The 18,056-nt window shown below is 71.6% G+C and carries 16 protein-coding genes and 1 pseudogene; 4 read left to right on the top strand and 13 right to left on the bottom strand.

Annotated features, from left to right (window positions below; translation table 11 throughout):
* Nucleotides 1-90 precede the first annotated feature (90 nt).
* Complete coding sequence (locus BMY40_RS28150) at nt 91-375, top strand: hypothetical protein (protein WP_177214122.1); 285 nt, start codon at nt 91-93, stop codon at nt 373-375.
* Between the two features lie 180 nt (nt 376-555).
* On the opposite strand, the gene BMY40_RS24905 is transcribed toward BMY40_RS28150, so the two are convergent.
* From BMY40_RS24905 to BMY40_RS24890, 4 genes are all read right to left on the bottom strand, one after another.
* Nucleotides 556-1,749, bottom strand: a complete 1,194-nt coding sequence (locus BMY40_RS24905) for an ATP-grasp domain-containing protein (protein ID WP_093663030.1) — start codon at nt 1,747-1,749, stop codon at nt 556-558.
* Nucleotides 1,737-3,020, bottom strand: a complete 1,284-nt coding sequence (locus BMY40_RS24900; RefSeq protein WP_093663029.1) for an ATP-grasp domain-containing protein — start codon at nt 3,018-3,020, stop codon at nt 1,737-1,739. The genes BMY40_RS24905 and BMY40_RS24900 overlap by 13 nt, the downstream gene beginning before the upstream one ends.
* A 57-nt stretch (nt 3,021-3,077) precedes the next feature.
* On the bottom strand, nt 3,078-3,752 hold the full coding sequence (locus tag BMY40_RS24895) for an iron-containing redox enzyme family protein (RefSeq protein WP_093663028.1): 675 nt from the start codon (nt 3,750-3,752) through the stop codon (nt 3,078-3,080).
* A 328-nt stretch (nt 3,753-4,080) separates the two neighbouring features.
* Complete coding sequence (locus BMY40_RS24890; RefSeq protein ID WP_218158318.1) at nt 4,081-4,755, bottom strand: EamA family transporter; 675 nt, start codon at nt 4,753-4,755, stop codon at nt 4,081-4,083.
* Between BMY40_RS24890 and BMY40_RS28320 the strand changes: the two genes are divergently transcribed.
* Entirely contained in the window at nt 4,736-5,005 is a 270-nt protein-coding gene (locus BMY40_RS28320; protein ID WP_218158317.1) for a hypothetical protein, read from the top strand. The two genes, BMY40_RS24890 and BMY40_RS28320, sit on opposite strands and share 20 nt — an antisense overlap.
* A 271-nt stretch (nt 5,006-5,276) precedes the next feature.
* Here BMY40_RS28320 and BMY40_RS24885 read toward each other — a convergent pair whose 3' ends face one another.
* The 4 genes and pseudogenes from BMY40_RS24885 to BMY40_RS24870 all read right to left on the bottom strand — a co-directional run bounded on the left by BMY40_RS24885 (nt 5,277) and on the right by BMY40_RS24870 (nt 10,749).
* The gene (locus BMY40_RS24885; protein WP_093663027.1) at nt 5,277-6,776 is read right to left on the bottom strand and encodes an SCO1417 family PLP biosynthesis transcription factor; all 1,500 of its coding nucleotides are present in this window, start codon (nt 6,774-6,776) and stop codon (nt 5,277-5,279) included.
* 612 nt (nt 6,777-7,388) lie between these two features.
* Nucleotides 7,389-8,789: a glycoside hydrolase family 10 protein gene (locus BMY40_RS24880; RefSeq protein WP_245770306.1), complete on the bottom strand. Its 1,401-nt coding sequence runs from the start codon at nt 8,787-8,789 to the stop codon at nt 7,389-7,391.
* Nucleotides 8,790-9,217: 428 nt separating this feature from the next.
* Nucleotides 9,218-10,264, bottom strand: a pseudogene (locus BMY40_RS24875) (HEAT repeat domain-containing protein); the annotation flags it as partial.
* 62 nt (nt 10,265-10,326) lie between these two features.
* Nucleotides 10,327-10,749 (bottom strand): winged helix-turn-helix transcriptional regulator, encoded by a 423-nt coding sequence (locus tag BMY40_RS24870; protein WP_093663025.1) that lies wholly within the window; start codon nt 10,747-10,749, stop codon nt 10,327-10,329.
* Nucleotides 10,750-10,836: 87 nt separating this feature from the next.
* Between BMY40_RS24870 and BMY40_RS24865 the strand changes: the two genes are divergently transcribed.
* Together BMY40_RS24865 and BMY40_RS24860 are read left to right on the top strand one after the other, a co-directional pair.
* A complete protein-coding gene (locus tag BMY40_RS24865; RefSeq protein ID WP_093663047.1) occupies nt 10,837-11,712 on the top strand; it encodes an NAD(P)H-binding protein in 876 nt (291 codons plus the stop codon).
* Between the two features lie 395 nt (nt 11,713-12,107).
* Nucleotides 12,108-13,238, top strand: a complete 1,131-nt coding sequence (locus tag BMY40_RS24860; RefSeq protein ID WP_093663046.1) for a DUF3103 family protein — start codon at nt 12,108-12,110, stop codon at nt 13,236-13,238.
* 575 nt (nt 13,239-13,813) lie between these two features.
* Here BMY40_RS24860 and BMY40_RS24855 read toward each other — a convergent pair.
* From BMY40_RS24855 to BMY40_RS24835, 5 genes are all read right to left on the bottom strand, one after another.
* Nucleotides 13,814-14,491 (bottom strand): esterase/lipase family protein, encoded by a 678-nt coding sequence (locus BMY40_RS24855; RefSeq protein WP_093663024.1) that lies wholly within the window; start codon nt 14,489-14,491, stop codon nt 13,814-13,816.
* Nucleotides 14,492-15,035: 544 nt separating this feature from the next.
* Nucleotides 15,036-15,506 (bottom strand): GNAT family N-acetyltransferase, encoded by a 471-nt coding sequence (locus BMY40_RS24850; RefSeq protein ID WP_093663023.1) that lies wholly within the window; start codon nt 15,504-15,506, stop codon nt 15,036-15,038.
* The gene (locus tag BMY40_RS24845; RefSeq protein WP_093663022.1) at nt 15,503-16,036 is read right to left on the bottom strand and encodes a hypothetical protein; all 534 of its coding nucleotides are present in this window, start codon (nt 16,034-16,036) and stop codon (nt 15,503-15,505) included. The genes BMY40_RS24850 and BMY40_RS24845 overlap by 4 nt, the downstream gene beginning before the upstream one ends.
* A gap of 223 nt (nt 16,037-16,259) precedes the next feature.
* On the bottom strand, nt 16,260-17,300 hold the full coding sequence (locus BMY40_RS24840; protein WP_093663045.1) for a MerR family transcriptional regulator: 1,041 nt from the start codon (nt 17,298-17,300) through the stop codon (nt 16,260-16,262).
* A complete protein-coding gene (locus tag BMY40_RS24835) occupies nt 17,287-17,973 on the bottom strand; it encodes a HEAT repeat domain-containing protein (protein ID WP_093663021.1) in 687 nt (228 codons plus the stop codon). The genes BMY40_RS24840 and BMY40_RS24835 overlap by 14 nt, the downstream gene beginning before the upstream one ends.
* Nucleotides 17,974-18,056 lie beyond the last annotated feature (83 nt).

The following is an 18,056-nucleotide window of genomic DNA, read 5'->3' as shown; positions in this document are numbered from 1 at the left end:
TCGGTGTGCACTGCCGTCCAGGCGGCCATGACGAGAGCGCCGGGCCCGGGGAACACTCCCACAGCGGTGGGCCGACGGTGGGAAGAGAGCATGTTTCCCGATCGAGGAGGTGCTTCTTGGGCACCGCACTCCGGCGACCGCCGCACCCTCGTCGACCAGATCGGCTTCGAGTTCTCGCCGCACGCCTTCGCCGAGGGGGTCGTGCTCTACCCGCTCCGGCCCGAGGTGGGCATGGAGGAACGCCTCCCGCGCCGGCGGCGACCCGGCCGCATCGGCGCCTCGGCCGTCCTGGACAAGGCCGAACAGGCCCGGCGACAGGCTACCGACCACTTCGCCCGCGCGTTCTTTGACAGCAGCGGAAGCGCCGCGCCGTGAGCGCCCGCCTCTTCCCCGGCCGAGCTCCCAGCATCCCGGCCGCCGCCGCATGAGCATCGAGCGGGTGCGGCGCCCGCGCGACGGCCCGCTGGATCACCCACCGGCCGAGCCCCCGGGGCGACCCGCCCTGACCTCGATCGCCCCGAGGCCGCGGGTTCGGCCCGTCGCGGGGAAGGAGCGCTACACCGAGAGCTCGTAGCGGTACGCGTCCACCGTACGGCGGATGGCCTCTTCGACCTCCTGCGGAGAGGAGGCGCGGAAGCGGAAGCGGCCCAGGATGCTCTCGTAGCCGCCGTCGCCGGAGAACACGTGCCCCGGCTCCGGAAGGTCCTCCGCGTACAGGTGGGGGATCTGCCCGAGGAGGGAGGTGCGGGACAGCAGAGTGGAGCCGACCGGCTCGGGCAGCATCAGGAAGCCCGCGTACTCCCGCACCGCGCCCCCGGCCGCCGTCGGCGGAACCGCGGGCGGCTCCCCGAGCGCGATCCGGAACCAGTCCGCGAACAGGTCCACGGCGTAGACGTCCCGGACGACGAACGGGATCTCGCCGCCGCCCACTCGCGCGCCGACCTCCAGGAACACCAGACCGTCACGGTGCTCGATGACCTCGAGGTGGTACGGGCCGTCGGTCAGGCCGAGGGCGTCGAGGCAGCGGGCCGCGAAGCGGGAGACGGCCGCGGCCTCGGGGCCTCCCTGGGCAGCCGAGCCCAGCCAGCGCCCCTGGGAGAACCCATGGCAGGTGTCCAGGTAGCGGGAGCTCAGCGTGAAGATGTCCTCGCCCCGGTAGCGGAGCCCGTCCACGTGCCAGATCGGCCCTTCGACGAACTCCTCCACCTCGTAGTCGGAGAGGTCCCGGCCGGCCAGCACGCGCCGGGGGTCCTTGCCCTCGGCGATGATGAAGCAGCCGACGGAAGCCGCGCCGCCCCTGGGCTTGGCGACCACGGGACCGGGGTGTTCGGCCGCGAACGCGACGACGTCCTCCGGGGAGCGGACCGCGCGGAACCGGGGGACGCGCACTCCCTCCGCGGACAGCGCCGCCTTCATCCGCACCTTGTCGCGGAACAGCGAGGTGGCCTCGGTGTCGGGGCCCGGCACCCCGAGTTTCTCCCGGACGAGGGCGGCTGTGAGGAGGTCGAACTCGGAGGGCGCGAGCACCGCCTGGAGTGTGCCCGCCGCGACGTGGCAGCGGCTCGCGGCCGCCACCACGGAGTCGGCGTCGCGGACGTCCTCGACGACCTCGACATGACCGGTGCCCGGCGGGATCATCGGGACGTGGTCGGCGATCGTCACGTAGCTGACCCGGTGGCGGGTGTGGTCGAGGTACCGGCCGTAATCGGCGAAGTCGTCGCTGTAGCGGTTGATGATCAGGATATGCATGCGACGGCGCTCCCCACGGACTGCGCGACGTGTGTGTCCACTCGGGCCAGCGCGGTGTCCAGCGCCGGCCGGTCGTCCGCGACGAGGACGGCGTGGCCGAAGCGGTCGCGGAAGTCGGTGGCGGGCTGCAGGAGCGCGCCCTCCCCGTGGCTGACCGAGACGTTGCGGCACCCGGCCACCGCGGACACGCGCCCTGCGAGCTGCGCCGGATCGCGCAGGACGGCCGGGAACGGGACCGTGAAGAAGCGCACACCGGCGAACCGCGGCCGGAGGTCCGGATCCGGTGGGGTCACGGGGAGTCCGGCCAGGGCCTCGATCATCGCTCGCGGCAGGTCGAATCCGTACGCGGCCGAGACCAGCTCCTGGATGCGGTCGCCTCCCAGGCGCGCGGCCACCTCGATCACGACCGGGCCGGTGGGCGTCAGCCGCGCCTCCAGGTGGAACGCCCCCACGTGCGTGCCGAGGGCCTCGACCGCGGCCCGGGCGACACGCTCCACGTCGGCCCGCACCCCCGGTTCGAGTCCGGCGTCCACGACATGGCCGATCTCCACGAAGTGCGGCTCCGGGCCGAGTTGCTTCTCGGTCACTGCCACGATCCGGACGGTGCCGTCCGCCACGTATCCTTCGACGCTCACCTCGGGGCCCGTCACGTACGCCTCGACGAGCAGCAGGTTCCCGAGACTGACGCCCATGTCGTCGATGGGGTCGCGCCGGGACAGCTCCACCTGGTTGCGTAACTCCCCCAATCCCTCGACACGGCGGACCCTGAGGCTTCCGCAGCCGTTGACGGGCTTGACGACCGCGGGGAAGCCCACCCTGCGGGCCACATGCCGGAGCGCCTTGTCATCGGCCCGCTCCGCGGCCAGCGAGACGCCGTGCGCCACGCGTACGCCGGCGACTGACAGTGCCTGCTTCATCTTGCGTTTGTCGCGCAGGAGTTCGGCCGAACGGGGGGTGATTCCCGGCAGGCCGAGGCGTTCCGCCACCGCGGAGGCGACGGGCACGGCGTACTCGAACGCTGCTACCACCGCGGCGACTTCGGTCCGCCGGGCCAGGGCGGCGGCCGCGTCGGCCACCGCCCCGGCTGACCGCGTGTCCACCCGGAGGTGGGCTGCCTTCCCCGCGGCGACGGCGTCACGCACCGCGGACGGCAGCTCGTGGACGGCCCGGCGGTCAACCACGTGGACGCCGAAGCCAAGCCCGAGCGCTGCCGGGATGAGGTCGATTCCGGATGACTCCGGTTCGATTATCAGGACGGTCGCATCGGGCACTACGAATCCTTACGGTCGGAGGGCTTCACGCGGGTGTGCGGGTGGGCACGGGCAGGTTCAGTCCTTGCTGCCCACCGTGGTCTCGTAGAGCTCGGTGAAGTAGAGCGCTATCAGGTCGGTGAAGTTGACCAGGTGCCGCTCCGCGTCCTCGAGGGAACCCCAGCCCTTGATGGCGCGGTCCACCGTGGACCACATCAGCTCGTCGTGGTCGTGGGACTCGTCGTAGTCGATGTGGGCCTGGGAGCCCTTGACCTTCTCCAGGCCGTACACCTCGGCCGCGTGCTTGGTGATGGCGGGGTTGTAGCGGTCCGAGTACCACTCGACGAACCAGTTCCAGACGGTGGTCGGGAGCGGGCCCTCCTGGTTGATGGAGAAGTACATGTACCCGATCAGGTACTCGGTCGAGGGGAACGGACGCGTCGCGTCCACGTCTTCCTTGCTGAGGCCGAATTCCTTCAGGTCCCTGAGGAACATTCCCTCGTGGTTGTTCTCCTCCGAGAGGTACCTGGCAAGGGTCGCGGCCAGACGGTGGTCCTTGTAGCCCACCTTGTAAAGGCCGTAGGCGTCCACCTCGTTGTTGAGCCGGATGCGCAGTACGGTCTCGACCAGGTGGCGGCGGTAGTAGTCCGGGTCGGTCCACTCGGCCGCGTGGAATTCCCGGGCCTTCGGAACCTTCTCGAAGAGCCGCTCCATTCCCTCGGCGGCCAGCTTCTCGAGACGCTCGCGTGACATGTGAGTCCCTTCCATTGCACGACAGTGTGGATTCTTTCGTGCTCCTCGGCGCATCGCGGTGACAGCCGATGCCGGCCGAGGTCCACCACCTCGCGAGCTGTTCAGACCCTCAGGATGAACGCCGTTTTCCTGTTCGTCGAATCGCATCGGAGGGAATGAGCGGAGGCGGTTGTCATATAGGGGGCCGGCTCATCGGCAGCCATGGACCCCGATTGTCAAAGGGGCGTGCAGTGCCATGGGCGCGCGGCAGAGCGAGCGCCCCGAAAGAGAAGGATCGAACCGGAACGGACAACGGTGGAAACGGGTGCGGACCTTCCGCATCCGGCGGCTAACTGCGGGCCGATTCGACGCCCGCGGGGGCGCCGAGCGGCTCGGGTGCGAGTTCCGGACGGCTGCCGCGCCGTACGGCCCCGAGGCTCGCCAGGACCACGCACAGGAGGCCGAAACACTGCAGCAGCGTCATCGACTGGCTGAGGAGGACGAGGCCGACGACGGCCGCGATGCCCGGCTCGAAACTCATCAGGGTGCCCATCGCCGCAGTGGTCAGTCTGCGCAGGGCGACCAACTCCAGTACGTACGGCAGGACCGGCAGCAGCAGCGCGGCCGCGGCGGCTCCCACCACCACCGTGATGCTGAAGTGGCCCACTGCCTGGGGGAGGCCGAACGGTGCCGCGCACAGCGCTGCGACCGTCAGGGACAGGGCGAGCCCGTCGACGCCGGCGAACCGGTCGCCGACCTTCTGGGTGAAGACGACATAGCCGCCGAGACACGCCCCGGACAGTGCGCCGAACAGCAGCCCGACCAGATCCGCGGAGCCCTCCCAGGGGCGGGCCAGGGCCAGTACGCCGACGGCGGCAAGGGCGGGCCAGAGCAGGTCGAGTCGCCGGCGGCGCAACCCGAAGATCGCCACGCCGAGAGGTCCGAGGAATTCAAGGGAACTCGCGACGCCCAGCGGAATCCGGTCCACCGCAAGGAAGTAGAAGATGGTCATCGCCGCGCTCATGGCGCCGAGCGTGGCGGCGACCCGCAGATCCCCGGGCTCGCGCCCGCGCAACCGGGGACGAGCCCAGAGCAAAAGGAAGACAGCGGCCCAGGCGAGACGCGTGAATGCGGTGCCCATCGGGCCGATCTCGTCGAACATCCAAGTCGAGACCGCAGCGCCGGACTGGACGCTGATCATCGCGATCACGACCAGGCCGGCTGGACCGTACGATCTCGTGGAAACTGACCTGGCTGACAAGGCTTCCCTCTGAATCTTTTTCGCTTGGGCGGAAGAAATGGGCGATACTGCAGAGCGGGAACCAGTAGTGCATCGAATCGACGCTGGAGAAGGAATGTACCCTCTCTCCTCCCCCTGCGGCCGTATGCGTCTTTTGAGGCTGCAGTCTGGTCCCAGCTATTCAAGGGAATGCCCCGGCCTCGATGTGCACTCAAGCATTGGCCGGTCCGAGTGTCAACCAAATCTTGTCGCTTCCAGCCACTTGTGGCTGGAGAACGGCGATTCCGGGTCTCGCAACGATGCCTTCACGCCACGAATACCTCCGCCGGCTCCGTACCCGCGTCCGCGCCCGCGCCGGACCGCACCAGACGGGCCGCGGCCGCGAGACGGGCCACCGCTTCGTCCGCCAGCGGGTCGCCCACCGTGAACGGCAGGCGCACATGGCCCTCGAAGGCCCCGTCCAGGCCGAAGCGCGGCCCGGACGGCACCCGCACCCCGAGCCGTTCGCCCACCTCGGCCAGGCGCGCCCCGGAGAGCCCGCCCACGCGTGCCCACAGCGTCAGGCCACCACCGGGCACCTCGAACTCCCAGTCGGGCAGTTCCCGGCGCACCGCTGCGACGAGGGTGTCGCGGTTGTCCTTGGCACGTGTCCTGCAGATCTCCACGCCCTTCTCCCAACCGCCTGTCCTCAGAAGCCAGTCGACCGCGAGCTGTTCCAGTACGGGTGTGCCCAGGTCGGCGTGGGCGCGAGCCGCCACGAGACTGCGGACCACCTCGGGCGCGGCGCGTACCCAGCCGATGCGCATACCCGCCCAGAAGGCCTTGCTCGCCGAGCCGACGGTGATGACGGTGGAGCCCGCCGGGTCGAACGAACACACCGGACGCGGCATCTCAAGGCCGGGTTCGAGTCGCAGCTCCGACATCGACTCGTCGGCGACGAGCACGGTGCCTGCCGAACGTGCGGCGTCCACGAGGCGGCGGCGCTGGTCGTCGCCGGGCAGAGCGCCGGTCGGGTTGTGGAAGTCCGCGACGACATAGGCGAGGCGGGGCGCCGACTCCCGCAGGATCCGGAGCCAGCGGTCCATGTCCCAGCCCGCCGGCCCCTCGGCCATCGAGACGGGCACCAGCCGGGCGCCCGTCTCGCGCATGAGCCGGAGGATGTTGGCGTACGAGGGTGACTCGACGGCGATGCGCTCGGCACGGCCCGCGAAGAGGCGGCAGATCGCGTCGATCGCGCCCATGGCACCGGTGGTGACCATGATCTGCTCGGGCAGGGTCGGGATGCCGCGCTCGGTGTAGCGGTCGGCGAGCATCTGCCGCAGCACGGGCAGTCCGGCCGGATGGTCACCGTGTGTCCGGGCGTAGGGCGGGAGTTCTTCGAGCGCGCCCTGCACCGAGCGGGTGAGCCAGGGCTCGGGCGCGGGCAGCGCCGCGCACCCGAGATCGATCACGAAGCCGGGCGCTTCGGGCGGCAGCGGTTCCAGCCCGCGCGCGGGCAGCGGATTGCCCGCAGGTACGGTGATCCAACTCCCCGCCCCCCTGCGGGACTCCAGGAAGCCGTCGCTGCGCAGCGCCTCGTAGGCGGCGGCGACGGTGGTGCGGCTGACGTTCAGCGCCTGGGCCAGTTCCCGCTCGGCGGGTAACCGTGCCGCCACCGGCAAGCGGCCTTCGAGCACCAGGAGCCGGATGCCGTCGGCCAGCGCACGGTAGGCGGGCGGGCGGCGGGCACTGGCGGGGCGGTCCTGCTGGGAGCCGATCAGCCACGCGAGTCGCGTGGAGCCAACCGCAGAAGTCCACTGCGTCATACCAACCAGTGCACCTTTCCCGAATTGGCCATGGCCGACCCTATCTTCCGGGCCGCAGAGTGTCATTCGGCAGGCCACCACCGAGGTTGAACCCGGGACGTCATGCCGCAGACCGGGCAAGCCGGGCGGTCAGGTCCTCCGCGACGTGAGTGATCGGCCGGCCCGTGGCGCGGACCTCACGGATCGCGCGCTCGCGGAGTTCGTCGGGGTGTTTACGGGGTGCTGCCATGGTGCTGGTGGTTCTCCTTCGCCGGGACCGTGACCCTGGCATCAGGGACTCCGCACATCTCGGGGTGGGGAGGTTGATGAACGTGGCCGCCGTCGGCCCTCGTCAGCGTGCCCCCATCCGGCCCGTGCGATAACAGAGCGCGGCCCCGGAGGGGAACACGGCCCGGTTCACGATCACGAGGCCGGACCGCCCACAGCGATGATCCCGAGGCCCCTGGAGGCGATGCCTCCAGGGGCCCATCGTGGTGGCGGAGCCACGGGACGACCAGCGTGATCGGAGAGACAGAACCCGGATCCCTGTGCGACCAAGCCGGCCAGAGCCTCGCCCAGGCGACCCGTACGGCCGGCGCGGCGCCCTCGCCGGCGCCGGCGGACGCCGACCGACTACGCCGAAGTCCCGGACGGCCGGCCGGGGGTACAGGTCACGTCCGCCGGAGTGCCGGCCACGCCTTCGCCCTGGAAGCCGAAGGTGGTGCTTCCGTTGCCGCCGAGGGTGCCGTTGTAGCCGACGTTGCGGACGGTGACGTCCTGTCCGTTGACGGTGAGGTTTCCGTTCCACATGTGGCTGATGGACTGGCCACTGGACAGCGTCCAGGTGACGGTCCAGCCGGTAATCGGCGCGGTGTGGTCGTTCCCGACGGTGATCTCGGCGGTGAAGCCGCCCTGCCACTGGCTGGTGACGCGGTAGGTAGCGGTGCAGTTGCCACCGGGGGCGGGGCTGCCGCCGTTGAGCGCGGCGGCGATGGCGTGATAGGCGGGCTTCTTGGCGAAGTCCTCGTCCCATGGCAGGGCGGCACCCTGGCCCGGGAAGACGGAGGGGACCCAGGAGTACTTGTCGGTGTAGTCCCAGACGGTGATGCCGACGCACCGGGAGACCGCCAGGCATGCCTCGACCACGGCGCCGTAGTCGGTGGCCTGCTGGGCATCCTTGGCAGCGGTGCGCGGCAGGGTCATGCGGATGTCGAGTTCGGTGAGGGCGACGTCGACGCCCAGGTCGGCGAAGCGCCGGATGTTCTCCTGCAGGCTTGCCGGGACCTGGCCGGCGATCAGATGTGCCTGCATGCCGACGCCGTCGATGGGGATGCCCTGGGCCTTGAAGGACTTCACCATCTCGTAGACGGCATCGCTCTTGGGGCCGATGCCTTCGATGTTGTAGTCGTTGTAGTAGAGCTTGACGTCCGGATCGGCGGCGCGGGCGGCCTTGAAGGCCTCGGCGATGTAACTGTCGCCGATCTTCTGCTGGAAGACCGACTGCCGGCGGCTGCCGTCCTCCTCGAACGCCTCGTTGACCACGTCCCAGTGGATCAGTCGCCCCTTGAAGTGGTCGACCTCGTGGGTGATGTGGTCGCGCATGACCCCGAGGAGCTCACCGGCCGGCACGTCGTCGACCCAGCTCGGCAGCTGGTTGTGCCACACCAGGGTGTGTCCGCGCACCGACTGGCCGTTGGACTCGGCCAGGTCGACTATCTCCTCGGCGGCGGTGTAGTCGAACCGGCCCCGAGACGGCTCGGTGTACTGCCACTTCATGGTGTTGCCGACGGTGATCTGGCTGAACTCGCTGCCCAGGATCTGCGTGTACTGAGTGTCGGGCAGTTCGGGGTTGTCCGTGGCGGAGCCGAAGTAACGGCCCTTGGCCTCGGCCAGTTCGCCCAGGGTGGCGGTGTCGGCGTGGACCGGGTGAGCGGGCGCAACCGCGGTCAGGCCGGCCGACAGGGTTGCTAACGCTGCCGCGAGGAGGCCGGCCGTGCGGCGGCCTCGGGTCGGGTGGTGGCGGAACATGGTCATCCTCCGATTCGGAAAACGTCCGGAGCTTGGTGTGTTGCCGTGCTGGCAGGACGGCGAACCGATCCGGCCCCGTCCCGGTCCCTCTCGGCAGACAGGAGGTGCCGCCTGCCGATGTCGAGGCCCGGGCGCCATGCGACTCCTACCACAGCGCCCGGCCATCGCGGGCGCGTTGTGCGGGTCGCGGAGGAGCTGGACGGAGCAGCGCAGCGGTCGGGACATCGGCCCCCGGTCCGGACAAGCCGCGGTGCCGATGCGGAGCGCGGCGACCAGGTGGCCGGCACGGCCGGACGCCGGAGCCCTTCGCCGTTCGTGGTCCGCCGGCCGTTCCCGTCTCAGGAGCCCGGGGCAGCGCCCGTCGCGGGGACACTGTTCGTCCACTGCCCACAGGTGGCCCTGCCGACCGTCCCAGGACGTGCCCCCGGCCGGACTCAGCCGTCCAGCCCGGCTTCCCACTTGCGGCGTCGCAGCACGTAGCCGCTGAACAGGTGCCGGCCACGGTCGAGCAGCTCGCCCACTTCCGCGTCGCCGCGCCGGGTGTCCGCTCCCGGGTGCCAGCGCTGCACGGACTGCCCGGCCCAGGTGCGCAGTTTCACGTCCGGGTCCTTCAGCAGCCCGACCGCCGCCCTCAGTGCCACGACCCCGCCGTACGCGGTCAGGAGCCGGAAAGCGGCGACCCGTACATGCCGTGGCCGCTCGGGCTCGGTGCGCTTCAGCAGCCAGTCGGCGGGCAGTCCCCTCGCCGACGGCAGCAGGGCCGTGGCCGTCTCACGGACGACGGCGGGGGACGGGTCGTCGAGCAGTGGCCGCAGCCGTTCCGCGTCCGCGAGGTCCAGCGCCCGCAGCCCGGCGACCGCCTGCGCCCGTACCGCGGCCACCGGGTGCGCGAGCAGTGGTGACAGCAGGGCGGCGTCCGCGCGGTTTCCGCATTCGGCCAGCCCGATGACCGCCCCGGGCGGCAGGCCGGGGTCATCCGGTGCCGCGCAGCGCCTGCGGTACCAGGGTTCCGGGTCGCCTCCGCACTGGCGCACCACGTACCGGGCGCAGGCGCGCACCAGGGCGGACCGGTCGCCGAGGAAGGGCTCCGCCTGACCGGGCCTTCCCGCTCGCCGCAGCGCGGTGACCCCGGCCGAGCGGGTGCGCGGGCTGCGCGCGCCCAGCAGTAGCGCGAGCACCTCGTCGTAGGCGCTCTCCTCGTCAGGCAGGGCCGCGAGCGCCGCGGTGGCGCACAGATCCTGGACCACCGCGTCACCGTCCCGGGCGGCCGCGCGGGCCAGTTCCACGGAACGGAGGAGGTGGTGGTCGACGGCCAGCCGGTATACGAACCGCCGTACCGTGGGGTCGTGATGGGCGGACAGGGCGGTGATCCGCCCGCGGGGTGCCCCGCTCAGGACCTCCTCGAGCAGTTCGGCGCCGAAGGCGCCCCGGTCGCGGCGGCCGATGCGCAGGATCAGCGGTGCGAGGTCGGCGGCGGTGTCCGCGGGGCTGTCCTGGGCCCATCACCGCCGGCACGCTCGGTGTGAGGCGCCGGCGTTCCCCGTCACCGGATGTCGTGGCCGGGGTGGGCCTGGTCGTAGCGGTGCCGTGCCTCGGCGATGGCGGCGCGGTGTGTGAGGGACCAGTCGGCCAGCGCCTTGACCAGGTGGGTCAGGCCGGCCCCGGTCTCGGTCAGGCGGTAGTCGACCTGGGCCGGGACGGTCGGGTACACGGTGCGCAGGACGAGTCCGTCGCGTTCCAGCCTGCGCACGGTGAGGGTGAGCATGCGCTGGGAGATGCCGTCGATCGCGCGCTGCAACTGCCGGAAGCGGCGCGGCCCGCCGGCGAGTTCGACGATCACGAGTACCGACCACTTGTCCCCGATGCGGTCCAGGACGTCACGGATCCCGCAGTCCGGATGGTCCTCCTGCCCGCAGGGGGCGAGGTCGGCGGGCGCGGTGGTTACCCCGGTGTGCGTGGGTGACATCGAACTGCCTCCTTGTGGCCGGTACACGGGCCGATCAGGATCGATCGTAGTTACCGAAGAGAACCACGGCGGAGGACTGTGACCGACATGATCCTGGTGACCGGAGCGAACGGAAACCTCGGCTCGGCCACGCTCGCGGCGCTGCGCGCCCGCGGCGCGAACGCGACAGGCGGCAGCCGCGCCCCACGCGACGGAATGCGGCCGCTCGACTTCGACGATCCCGCGGGCATCGACCTCGCCGGCGTATCGACCCTGGTGCTGGTCTCCGCCGGCTACGCCGAGGACGACCGGGTCATCGGGCGGCACGCGGCCGCCCTGGACGCCGCAGCCCGGGACGGCGTCCGGCACGTCCTCTACACAAGCCTGACCGGCGCCGGCGACCATCTCGGTTTCGCACTGGCGCACCGCGCGACCGAACGGCTCGTACGCGCCTGCGGCCTGCCGTGGACGATCCTGCGCAACGGCCTGTACGCCGAACTCTTCGGCGGCCTGCTGATGTGGGCCGACGGCGCGCTGGAGTCCGCGTTCGGCGACGGCGCCCTGGCCGCGGTCGCCCGCGCGGACCTCGCCGAGGCCGCGGCGGTCATCGCGGCGGACCCGGCACCGCACGGCGGGCGCACCTACGACCTGACCGGCACGCCGGTCACGGCGGCACAGGTCGCCGGCAGGCTCGGCGTCCCGCACCGGACCATCGGCCTTGGCGAGTACCGGCGCAGACTCGACGCGATGCCGGAACTGCTGCCGTTCCAGCCACCCATGCTCGTCTCGATCGCGACCGGCATCCGGCACGGCTTCCTGGACGGCACCGGCCCCGACCTCGCCGGCATCCTCGGCCGCCCGGTGCGCGACCCACTGGCCACAGCCGCCACAGCCGCGGCCGGCGGCCGGCCGGCGGGTCAGGACGTCGTCCCCCGTGGTGGCGAAGCGGTACAGGACGAGACCGTGGTGAGGGCCCGGCGGTAACGGCCCTGGCGTCTTCCCTGCTTCCCGGCCGAGCCGGCAGAGGACTTCCGCGAGTGGAGCGGTACCCGTACCCGGCGGGCCCCGGAGCACGGCCTGGCGCTCACCGAGGGGCGAAGCCTCCCCTCCCGGCAGACGGCACGGACGGCACGGGTCCGGACGCTCCCACGCCCGAGACCGGAAGCGCCGGGCGGCGGGTGGTTCCGGTGGATGCCCGCAGCGCCCCTGGAAACCCCGGGGCAGGACTCCGGGTGTCCTGATCACACCCCTTGTGACGTTGGCATGTCAGCGTCATTCTGGGCGGCGCGGCGGTTTCTACCCGCATAGAGGAGGAGCCGTCCGCGCCCGTGTACCCGCTCCTGACCGCATCCGCCTACGCTTCTCCGCAGGAGACCCGCGTGATCAGACACCGGTTCAGAACCTCAGTCGTATGCGCCACCCTCCTCGCCTTCGGCCTCGGCACCCTTCAGGGAGTCGCCTCGGCCTCCGCGCCACCCGACACCGCCCGGGCCTCCGGGACCGTCGCCGCGATCGAGGACGGCGCCGCCCGCTCGCTCGCGGCGACCCTCTCCGACTCCGCCTGGCGGACCCGGGTCCGGGAAGCAGCGCTCACCTCGGACGAGGTCGGTCTCGGTGACCTCGTGGGGAAGGACCCCTCGCAGGCCGCGAAGGGCTTCGGGTCGGTGGTCGCCGATGCCGACCGGGAACTGGCGGAGGCCAAGGGGCTCGGCACGAAGGCCGGCCCCCTGCTGCAACTCCGCCTCGCCGACGAGTCGATGCGCGAGGCGCTCAGGGCCGGGGCCGAGCCGCTGGTGGCGGCCGCCCCCGCCGACGACGGCGCCACCACTGTCACCGCCTACGACAGCGCGGGCCGCGCCCACGCGCTGGACGCGCACCGGCTCCCCGAGCGCCCCGTCTACGTGGTCGGTGTCGACGCCGAGCGGGCCGTCACCGCGGGCATGGCCGTCCTTCGCGAGGAACTCGCCCGGAACAGCCTCTCCACGGCCGGCCCGGTGGACTCGGCGAGCGCCGCGAGCGACGGTTTCTGGACAAGCCGCATCACCTCCGTGAGGCTGTCCGACGACGAGGAGCCCTGGGTCAAGGGCGATGCCGAGATCTTCTCGCTGGTGACCGGCTTCGGCCAGGACGGCAAAGTGCGCGTCGATCCGGTCGACATGCCGTATCTCGACGAGGACGGCAGGACCTATTACCCCAACCAGATCCTGGTGAACTGGTCGTACTACAAGTACAACCTCGCCGACGTCGTGATGATGGAGGAGGACGGCAGCACCAACTACCGGTCGCTCGCCAAGGCCCTGGCCGACGCCCTGCTCACCATCATCGACATGGGAGCCTACGTCCCGCTGGTCAACGCCGTGCTGGACGCCATGCCCGACGACTGGTGGACCGACGACCCCGACTACGTGGACTCCTGGTACACCCTCGCCCGCAGCAGCGCGGGTTCGTTCAGGGGCGCGCGGGGCAACGGCACCATGGCGCTCGAACCCTACTGGGTGTCGGCCTTCTAGGACGCTTACCGGGTCGTGACCGTCGTGACCGGTGAGAGGGTCCTCACCTCGCGCTGATCCTCGATCCGGTATGGGCCACCTTGCATGACACGTGCGCAACCGGCCCACGTGGAGCAGAAGTTCATCGAGCCGTACCTGCCGATCGGTGGGTACGGCTCGTATCCGGCGCGGAAGACCGAAGACGGTCCCGAAGAGAAGAGCGACGACGCGTCCGGCACCTGGACGCCGACACCAGCGGTCGAGGGCGCGGCCACAGCCATCGCCCCCCGACAGTGGTCTTGGGGGTGTCAACCGCCCCGCACAGCCTGGGACATCCTCCATGCGCATACGCGTCACCACCGCCGCGGCCGCTCTGCTGGCCGCCGGCCTCACCCCGCTCGCCACGACCGCCCCCCCCGGCTACCGCGCCCGCCTCCCGGCCGTGGACGGCAACCCCTCGACGACCACGGATCGTGCGGGTCCTTCCCACCGCGGCACACGCGGACGGCTCTGGGGTAAGCCGCCTGTCGGCGTGTCGGCCCGCTCCGAGGCCGGTTCGGCTTCGGAGCGGGCCGACCGCGGTGCGGCGTACGGCCTTAGGAGACGACGTCGCGCACGGCGTTGATGACCCCGGTGTTCGAGATCATCCCGATGTGCCCGAGGCAGGCGGTACGGCGGTTGTCGGCGCCGTCGAGCATCGTGCTGCCGACCGGGTTGATGACGAGGTCGCAGGGCGAGCGGAAGGTCGTGTAGCTGACGTTGCCGGGAGTGGGGTCACCGGCGTTGAGGTTCCTCAGGAAGTCCGACCCGGCGCGCATCTCCTTGCAGGAGGTGATGAGGAGGTCGCAGAATCCGGCGATCGCGGTCCCGTGGTTCGGCCCGCCGATCGACACCCAGTCGTCGACCCGGCCGGCGCCGCCGAGGTTCTTGATGTAGTAGCGCGAGGAGAGGCCGCCCATCGAGTGGGTGACGATGTCGACCTTGTTCGCGCCGGTCTGCTTCAGGACTCCGTCGATGTAGTCGGACAGTCGGCCCGCGGTGGTGGCGTTGGAGCGGAACGAGTCGTATCCGAAGACGTGCAGCTGGTCGTCGGAGTAGCCGTTCGCCCTGAAGTTGCCGGTCATCGTGGAGAACTGGCCGCTCTTGCCGGCGAAGCCGTGCACGAAGACGACGGGCTCGGAGGCGTTGGCCTGTGCGGCGGTCGAGGTGAGCGGTACGACCAGCACGGCGGCCAACAGGGCGCACAGTGAGGGCAGGACATGACGCAGGCGCATCTGGACTCCTGTCGGGCAAGCGGTGGGGGCTGCTGTGTGGGAGGTTTCAGGGAGCGCGCGTCCCGCGTCGGAAGCAGGCCGGTGTGCTTCGGACGACGTCAGGTTACTCGCACGTAGCCTGCCGTTGACATCACAGGTACATCACGGTGTGTGATCTACGAAAGCCGCCGGACCGGCTTCCCCCCCTCGGGAGGGGTCACCGCGCATAGGGGCGAACAAGGCCGTGCGAGGAGTCGCCGGAGTTCATCGCGAGAAGGCCTTCCGGGTGACCGGAACAGTCCGGGTCCGATGGCCCGACGGCTCGATGGCCCGAGAACTCGGCACGGCACCGCCCGGATGTGCTGCCGGCCGACCGCGGCGGCGGCCACGGCGCGTACCGCCGTCCGCTTCGGGCCCTCGGCGCGGCACCGCCGATCGTCAGGTGGCCGACGGCCGGCCCGCGCACGCCGGCTGCGTGCCGGCCGTCGTACCGGGAGAGTGTCGCCGGCCCGCTTTCGGAAGCCGGCTCCGCGGGCGGCCCGGCTTCCGAATCCCAGCAGGCGGATCAGCAGGCGGACAGGGAATAGCGCCGCTTCTCCCGGGCCCGGGCCCCCATCCGGTCGTAGAACCTGATCGCGTCCCTGTTCCACGGCGGGGTCTGCCACTGCACCTGGCTGAGTCCGAGAGCACGGGCCTCGGTCAGCACGGCCTCCACCAGCATCGGGCCGATGCCCAGACCCCGGTGGCCGTCCCGCAGGAACAGGCAGTCCATGTGGAGGTACTCCGCACCGTCCCATGTGGACAGCTCGGGAGCGCAGGAGGCGTACCCGACGACCTCGCCGCCGTCCAACTCCGCGACGAAACAGCGCAGTCGCGGAGCCGCCGGACCGAAGAGCAGTCTCTCCAGCCTCAGGGGCAGGTCGGCAGGTGGCGGCGGCGCGCCCTCGTACGCGGCGTGCTCGGCCGCCAGCGCGGCGACACGGGGGAGGTCGGCGGGACGCGCATGCCGTACCAGCGGTGCCCCGGCGCGCGTCATCGGACCTCGCCTTCGAGCATGTCGCCGCACCATGCGGCCAGCCGCTCCTCGAGAGCGCCGTCACCTCCCAGCACGTGCCGGCTGAAGGAGTCCCGTTCGCGGGCCAGTACGGCCGCTTCCCAGACGCACGGAGCCAGCCCCGAGCGTCCAGGCCGCAGCCGGTCGGCGTCACCGGCCGGCCCGGTGAAGACGGCGAGGTCGGCCATGTACCCCTCGATCCAGGTGTGCACCAGGACGTAGTCGCCATCGCCACCGGCGTGGACCAGCAGCACGGCGAGCCCCAGCGATCCCCGCAGGTACGCGGACGACAGGTGGTCGGCCGCGATCCTCAGCCCGGCCTGTGCGTGCCTGTCTGTCACAGTCCGGCCGGGCGCCTCGACCGCGTAGGACTTGACCAGGTGCCCGGCGATCTCAGAGCTGTCGAGGGCGCGTACGGTCCGGGCGTGGTAGCCGTCGGCCAGTGCGCGTAACGCGCCGGAACCGGCGAGTGCCGGAGAGGGCCCGGACCGGATCTCAGCAGGGTCTGTCATGCGGTCATGATGCATGCCCCTCCACGGCAGCCACCACGGGTGTCCGGGCGCGGCGCGCTTCACCGCCGTGGCCCGCCCTGCCCGGGGCGCGCCCGGCAGCGGTGCCGGCCGGGCGGCCCGCGTGGCCGGGCCGACTCCTCGTCCGATCAGGGGTGCGCGGGTGTTCCGGCGGCACGGCCTCCGTGCCGCGACGGCCGCCGCCACCGACCCGGCCCCCATGGGGTCACCCCGTCTGCGGCCGGCGGTCGCGGGGCACCGTCCGGAGCTCGTTGCGCAGCTTGAGAACGTATGTCGCGGTGAGCGCGACGGCACGGTCTTCGTCATGTGACAGGTCCGCGAGGGCACGTGATGACGGGGCCCCCGGGATGTCCGCGAGCGCCTGTGCCAGTCGTCGGCGCGCAGGCGGTCCGGCGGTGCCGTGGGCAAGGCGGCCGACGAGCCCGGTGGCGATCCGGTCGGCCAGAGCGGGGTCTCTCGCCAGCATGCCCAGTGCATCGGCAGCGTCGACGTCGTTCCTCCCCTCGACGACCATGTCGAGGAGCGTCGGGATCGCGTCGGCCGCTCCGCGTGCCCCGAGCGCCAGGGCCGCGTACCCGCGGACGACGACGTCGGGGTCCGCGAGGGCGTCCCGCAGCAGGGCGGTCGCCCCGCCGTTCGGAATCTCGGCGATGGACCGGACCGCGCGTTCGCGCACCTCGGCCACGGGCGAGCCGAGGCTCTCCGCCAGCAGCGCCGCCCCGTCCTCGCCCGATCGCGCCAGAGCCCAGCGAAGGGCTCCGGCGACGTTCGGGTCCGACTCGGTCAGCACGGCCTCGACCAGTGCTTCCACCGGCACGGGAACGTCCTCGGCCGCGGACAGGGCCGCGCGCTGCCGCGCCCCGGCGCTCTTGGAACCCAGTGCCCGGAGGAGCGCGACGACCCGGAGGACACCCTCCCAGTCGGCGGGCGCCGCGGCGCCGATCCGACTGAGCCGCGTGAGCAGTTCCGTTTCCGCCGCGATGCGGTCCCGCGTCCGGCGGATGAGGTCGTCGACGAGTTCCGCGGGCTCGAAGCCGGGGTCGTCGAGCGCGCGCCCGACCTCGCGCAGCGACAGCCCCAGCGACCGCAGGCTCTCGATGTGGAAGATCCGCCGGATGTCCTCGCCGGAGTACTCCCGATAGCCGGAGCCGGTACGGCCCGTCGGCCGCACCAGGCCGAGCGATTCGTAGTGCCTGAGCATGCGGGCGCTGACCCCGGACCGTCGCGCGACATCACCGATCAACACCGCCTGCCCCCTTCCGGCCGGCCCCGCCGAGGGCCACGACGCGCTTCGCCTCCTCGATCGCGAACTCGAATCCGGCCTCCGGGTCGCGCCACAGCCGTTCCGTGGCGGTCGCGTGCGCGCGTACACGGGGGTCGGGATCCGCCGTCGCGGCGCCCAGTGCCGGCAGCATCGCCTCCCCCAGCGCGATCAGCGCCCGGCTGAGGCTCAGCTGCGTCTCGCGTCCGCCACGCCCGAGCTGTGCCGCCAACACTACGGCCAACTCCCCCTCCTCGCCTTCGGGCACGAGCACGACCGCTGCCCGCCAGGCGCTCCGGGCCACCTCGTCGTCGGCGTCGGACAGCAGCGCCGGTGTGATCGCCTGCCACGCCTGCCGGTCCCCGATCTTGGAGAGCGTGTGCAACGCCTGGCTCCGTGCCTGCGCACGCTCCGAGCGGAGTTCGGCGAGAAGCGCCGGGACCGTCGCCGATGCCGCGTGGCGGGTGAGCGCCCACGTCAGCATCTCGCGCACGTGGAAGTCGGGTTCGATCGCGCATCGTTCGACGAGCTTGCCGACGAAGCCCGGATCCGGGGCCGTACCGACCGCCAGTGCTGCCTGCAGCCGGACCGGCGCACTGTCGCTCTCCAGCCTCTGGAGGACTCGCATCGGGTTCGTGTCTCCTTCCGGTGTGGTCATCGGGACCACCTCCCCGGCCGCAGTGAAGACCTTGTCACCGTGTCAAGGTCAAGCGGTGCCGGGCCGGCGGGCGGCCGGGGTCC

The sequence above is a fragment of the Streptomyces radiopugnans genome, assembly GCF_900110735.1.
In the GTDB taxonomy this organism is placed as follows: domain Bacteria; phylum Actinomycetota; class Actinomycetes; order Streptomycetales; family Streptomycetaceae; genus Streptomyces; species Streptomyces radiopugnans.
This window is presented reverse-complemented; position numbering and strand designations above follow the sequence as displayed.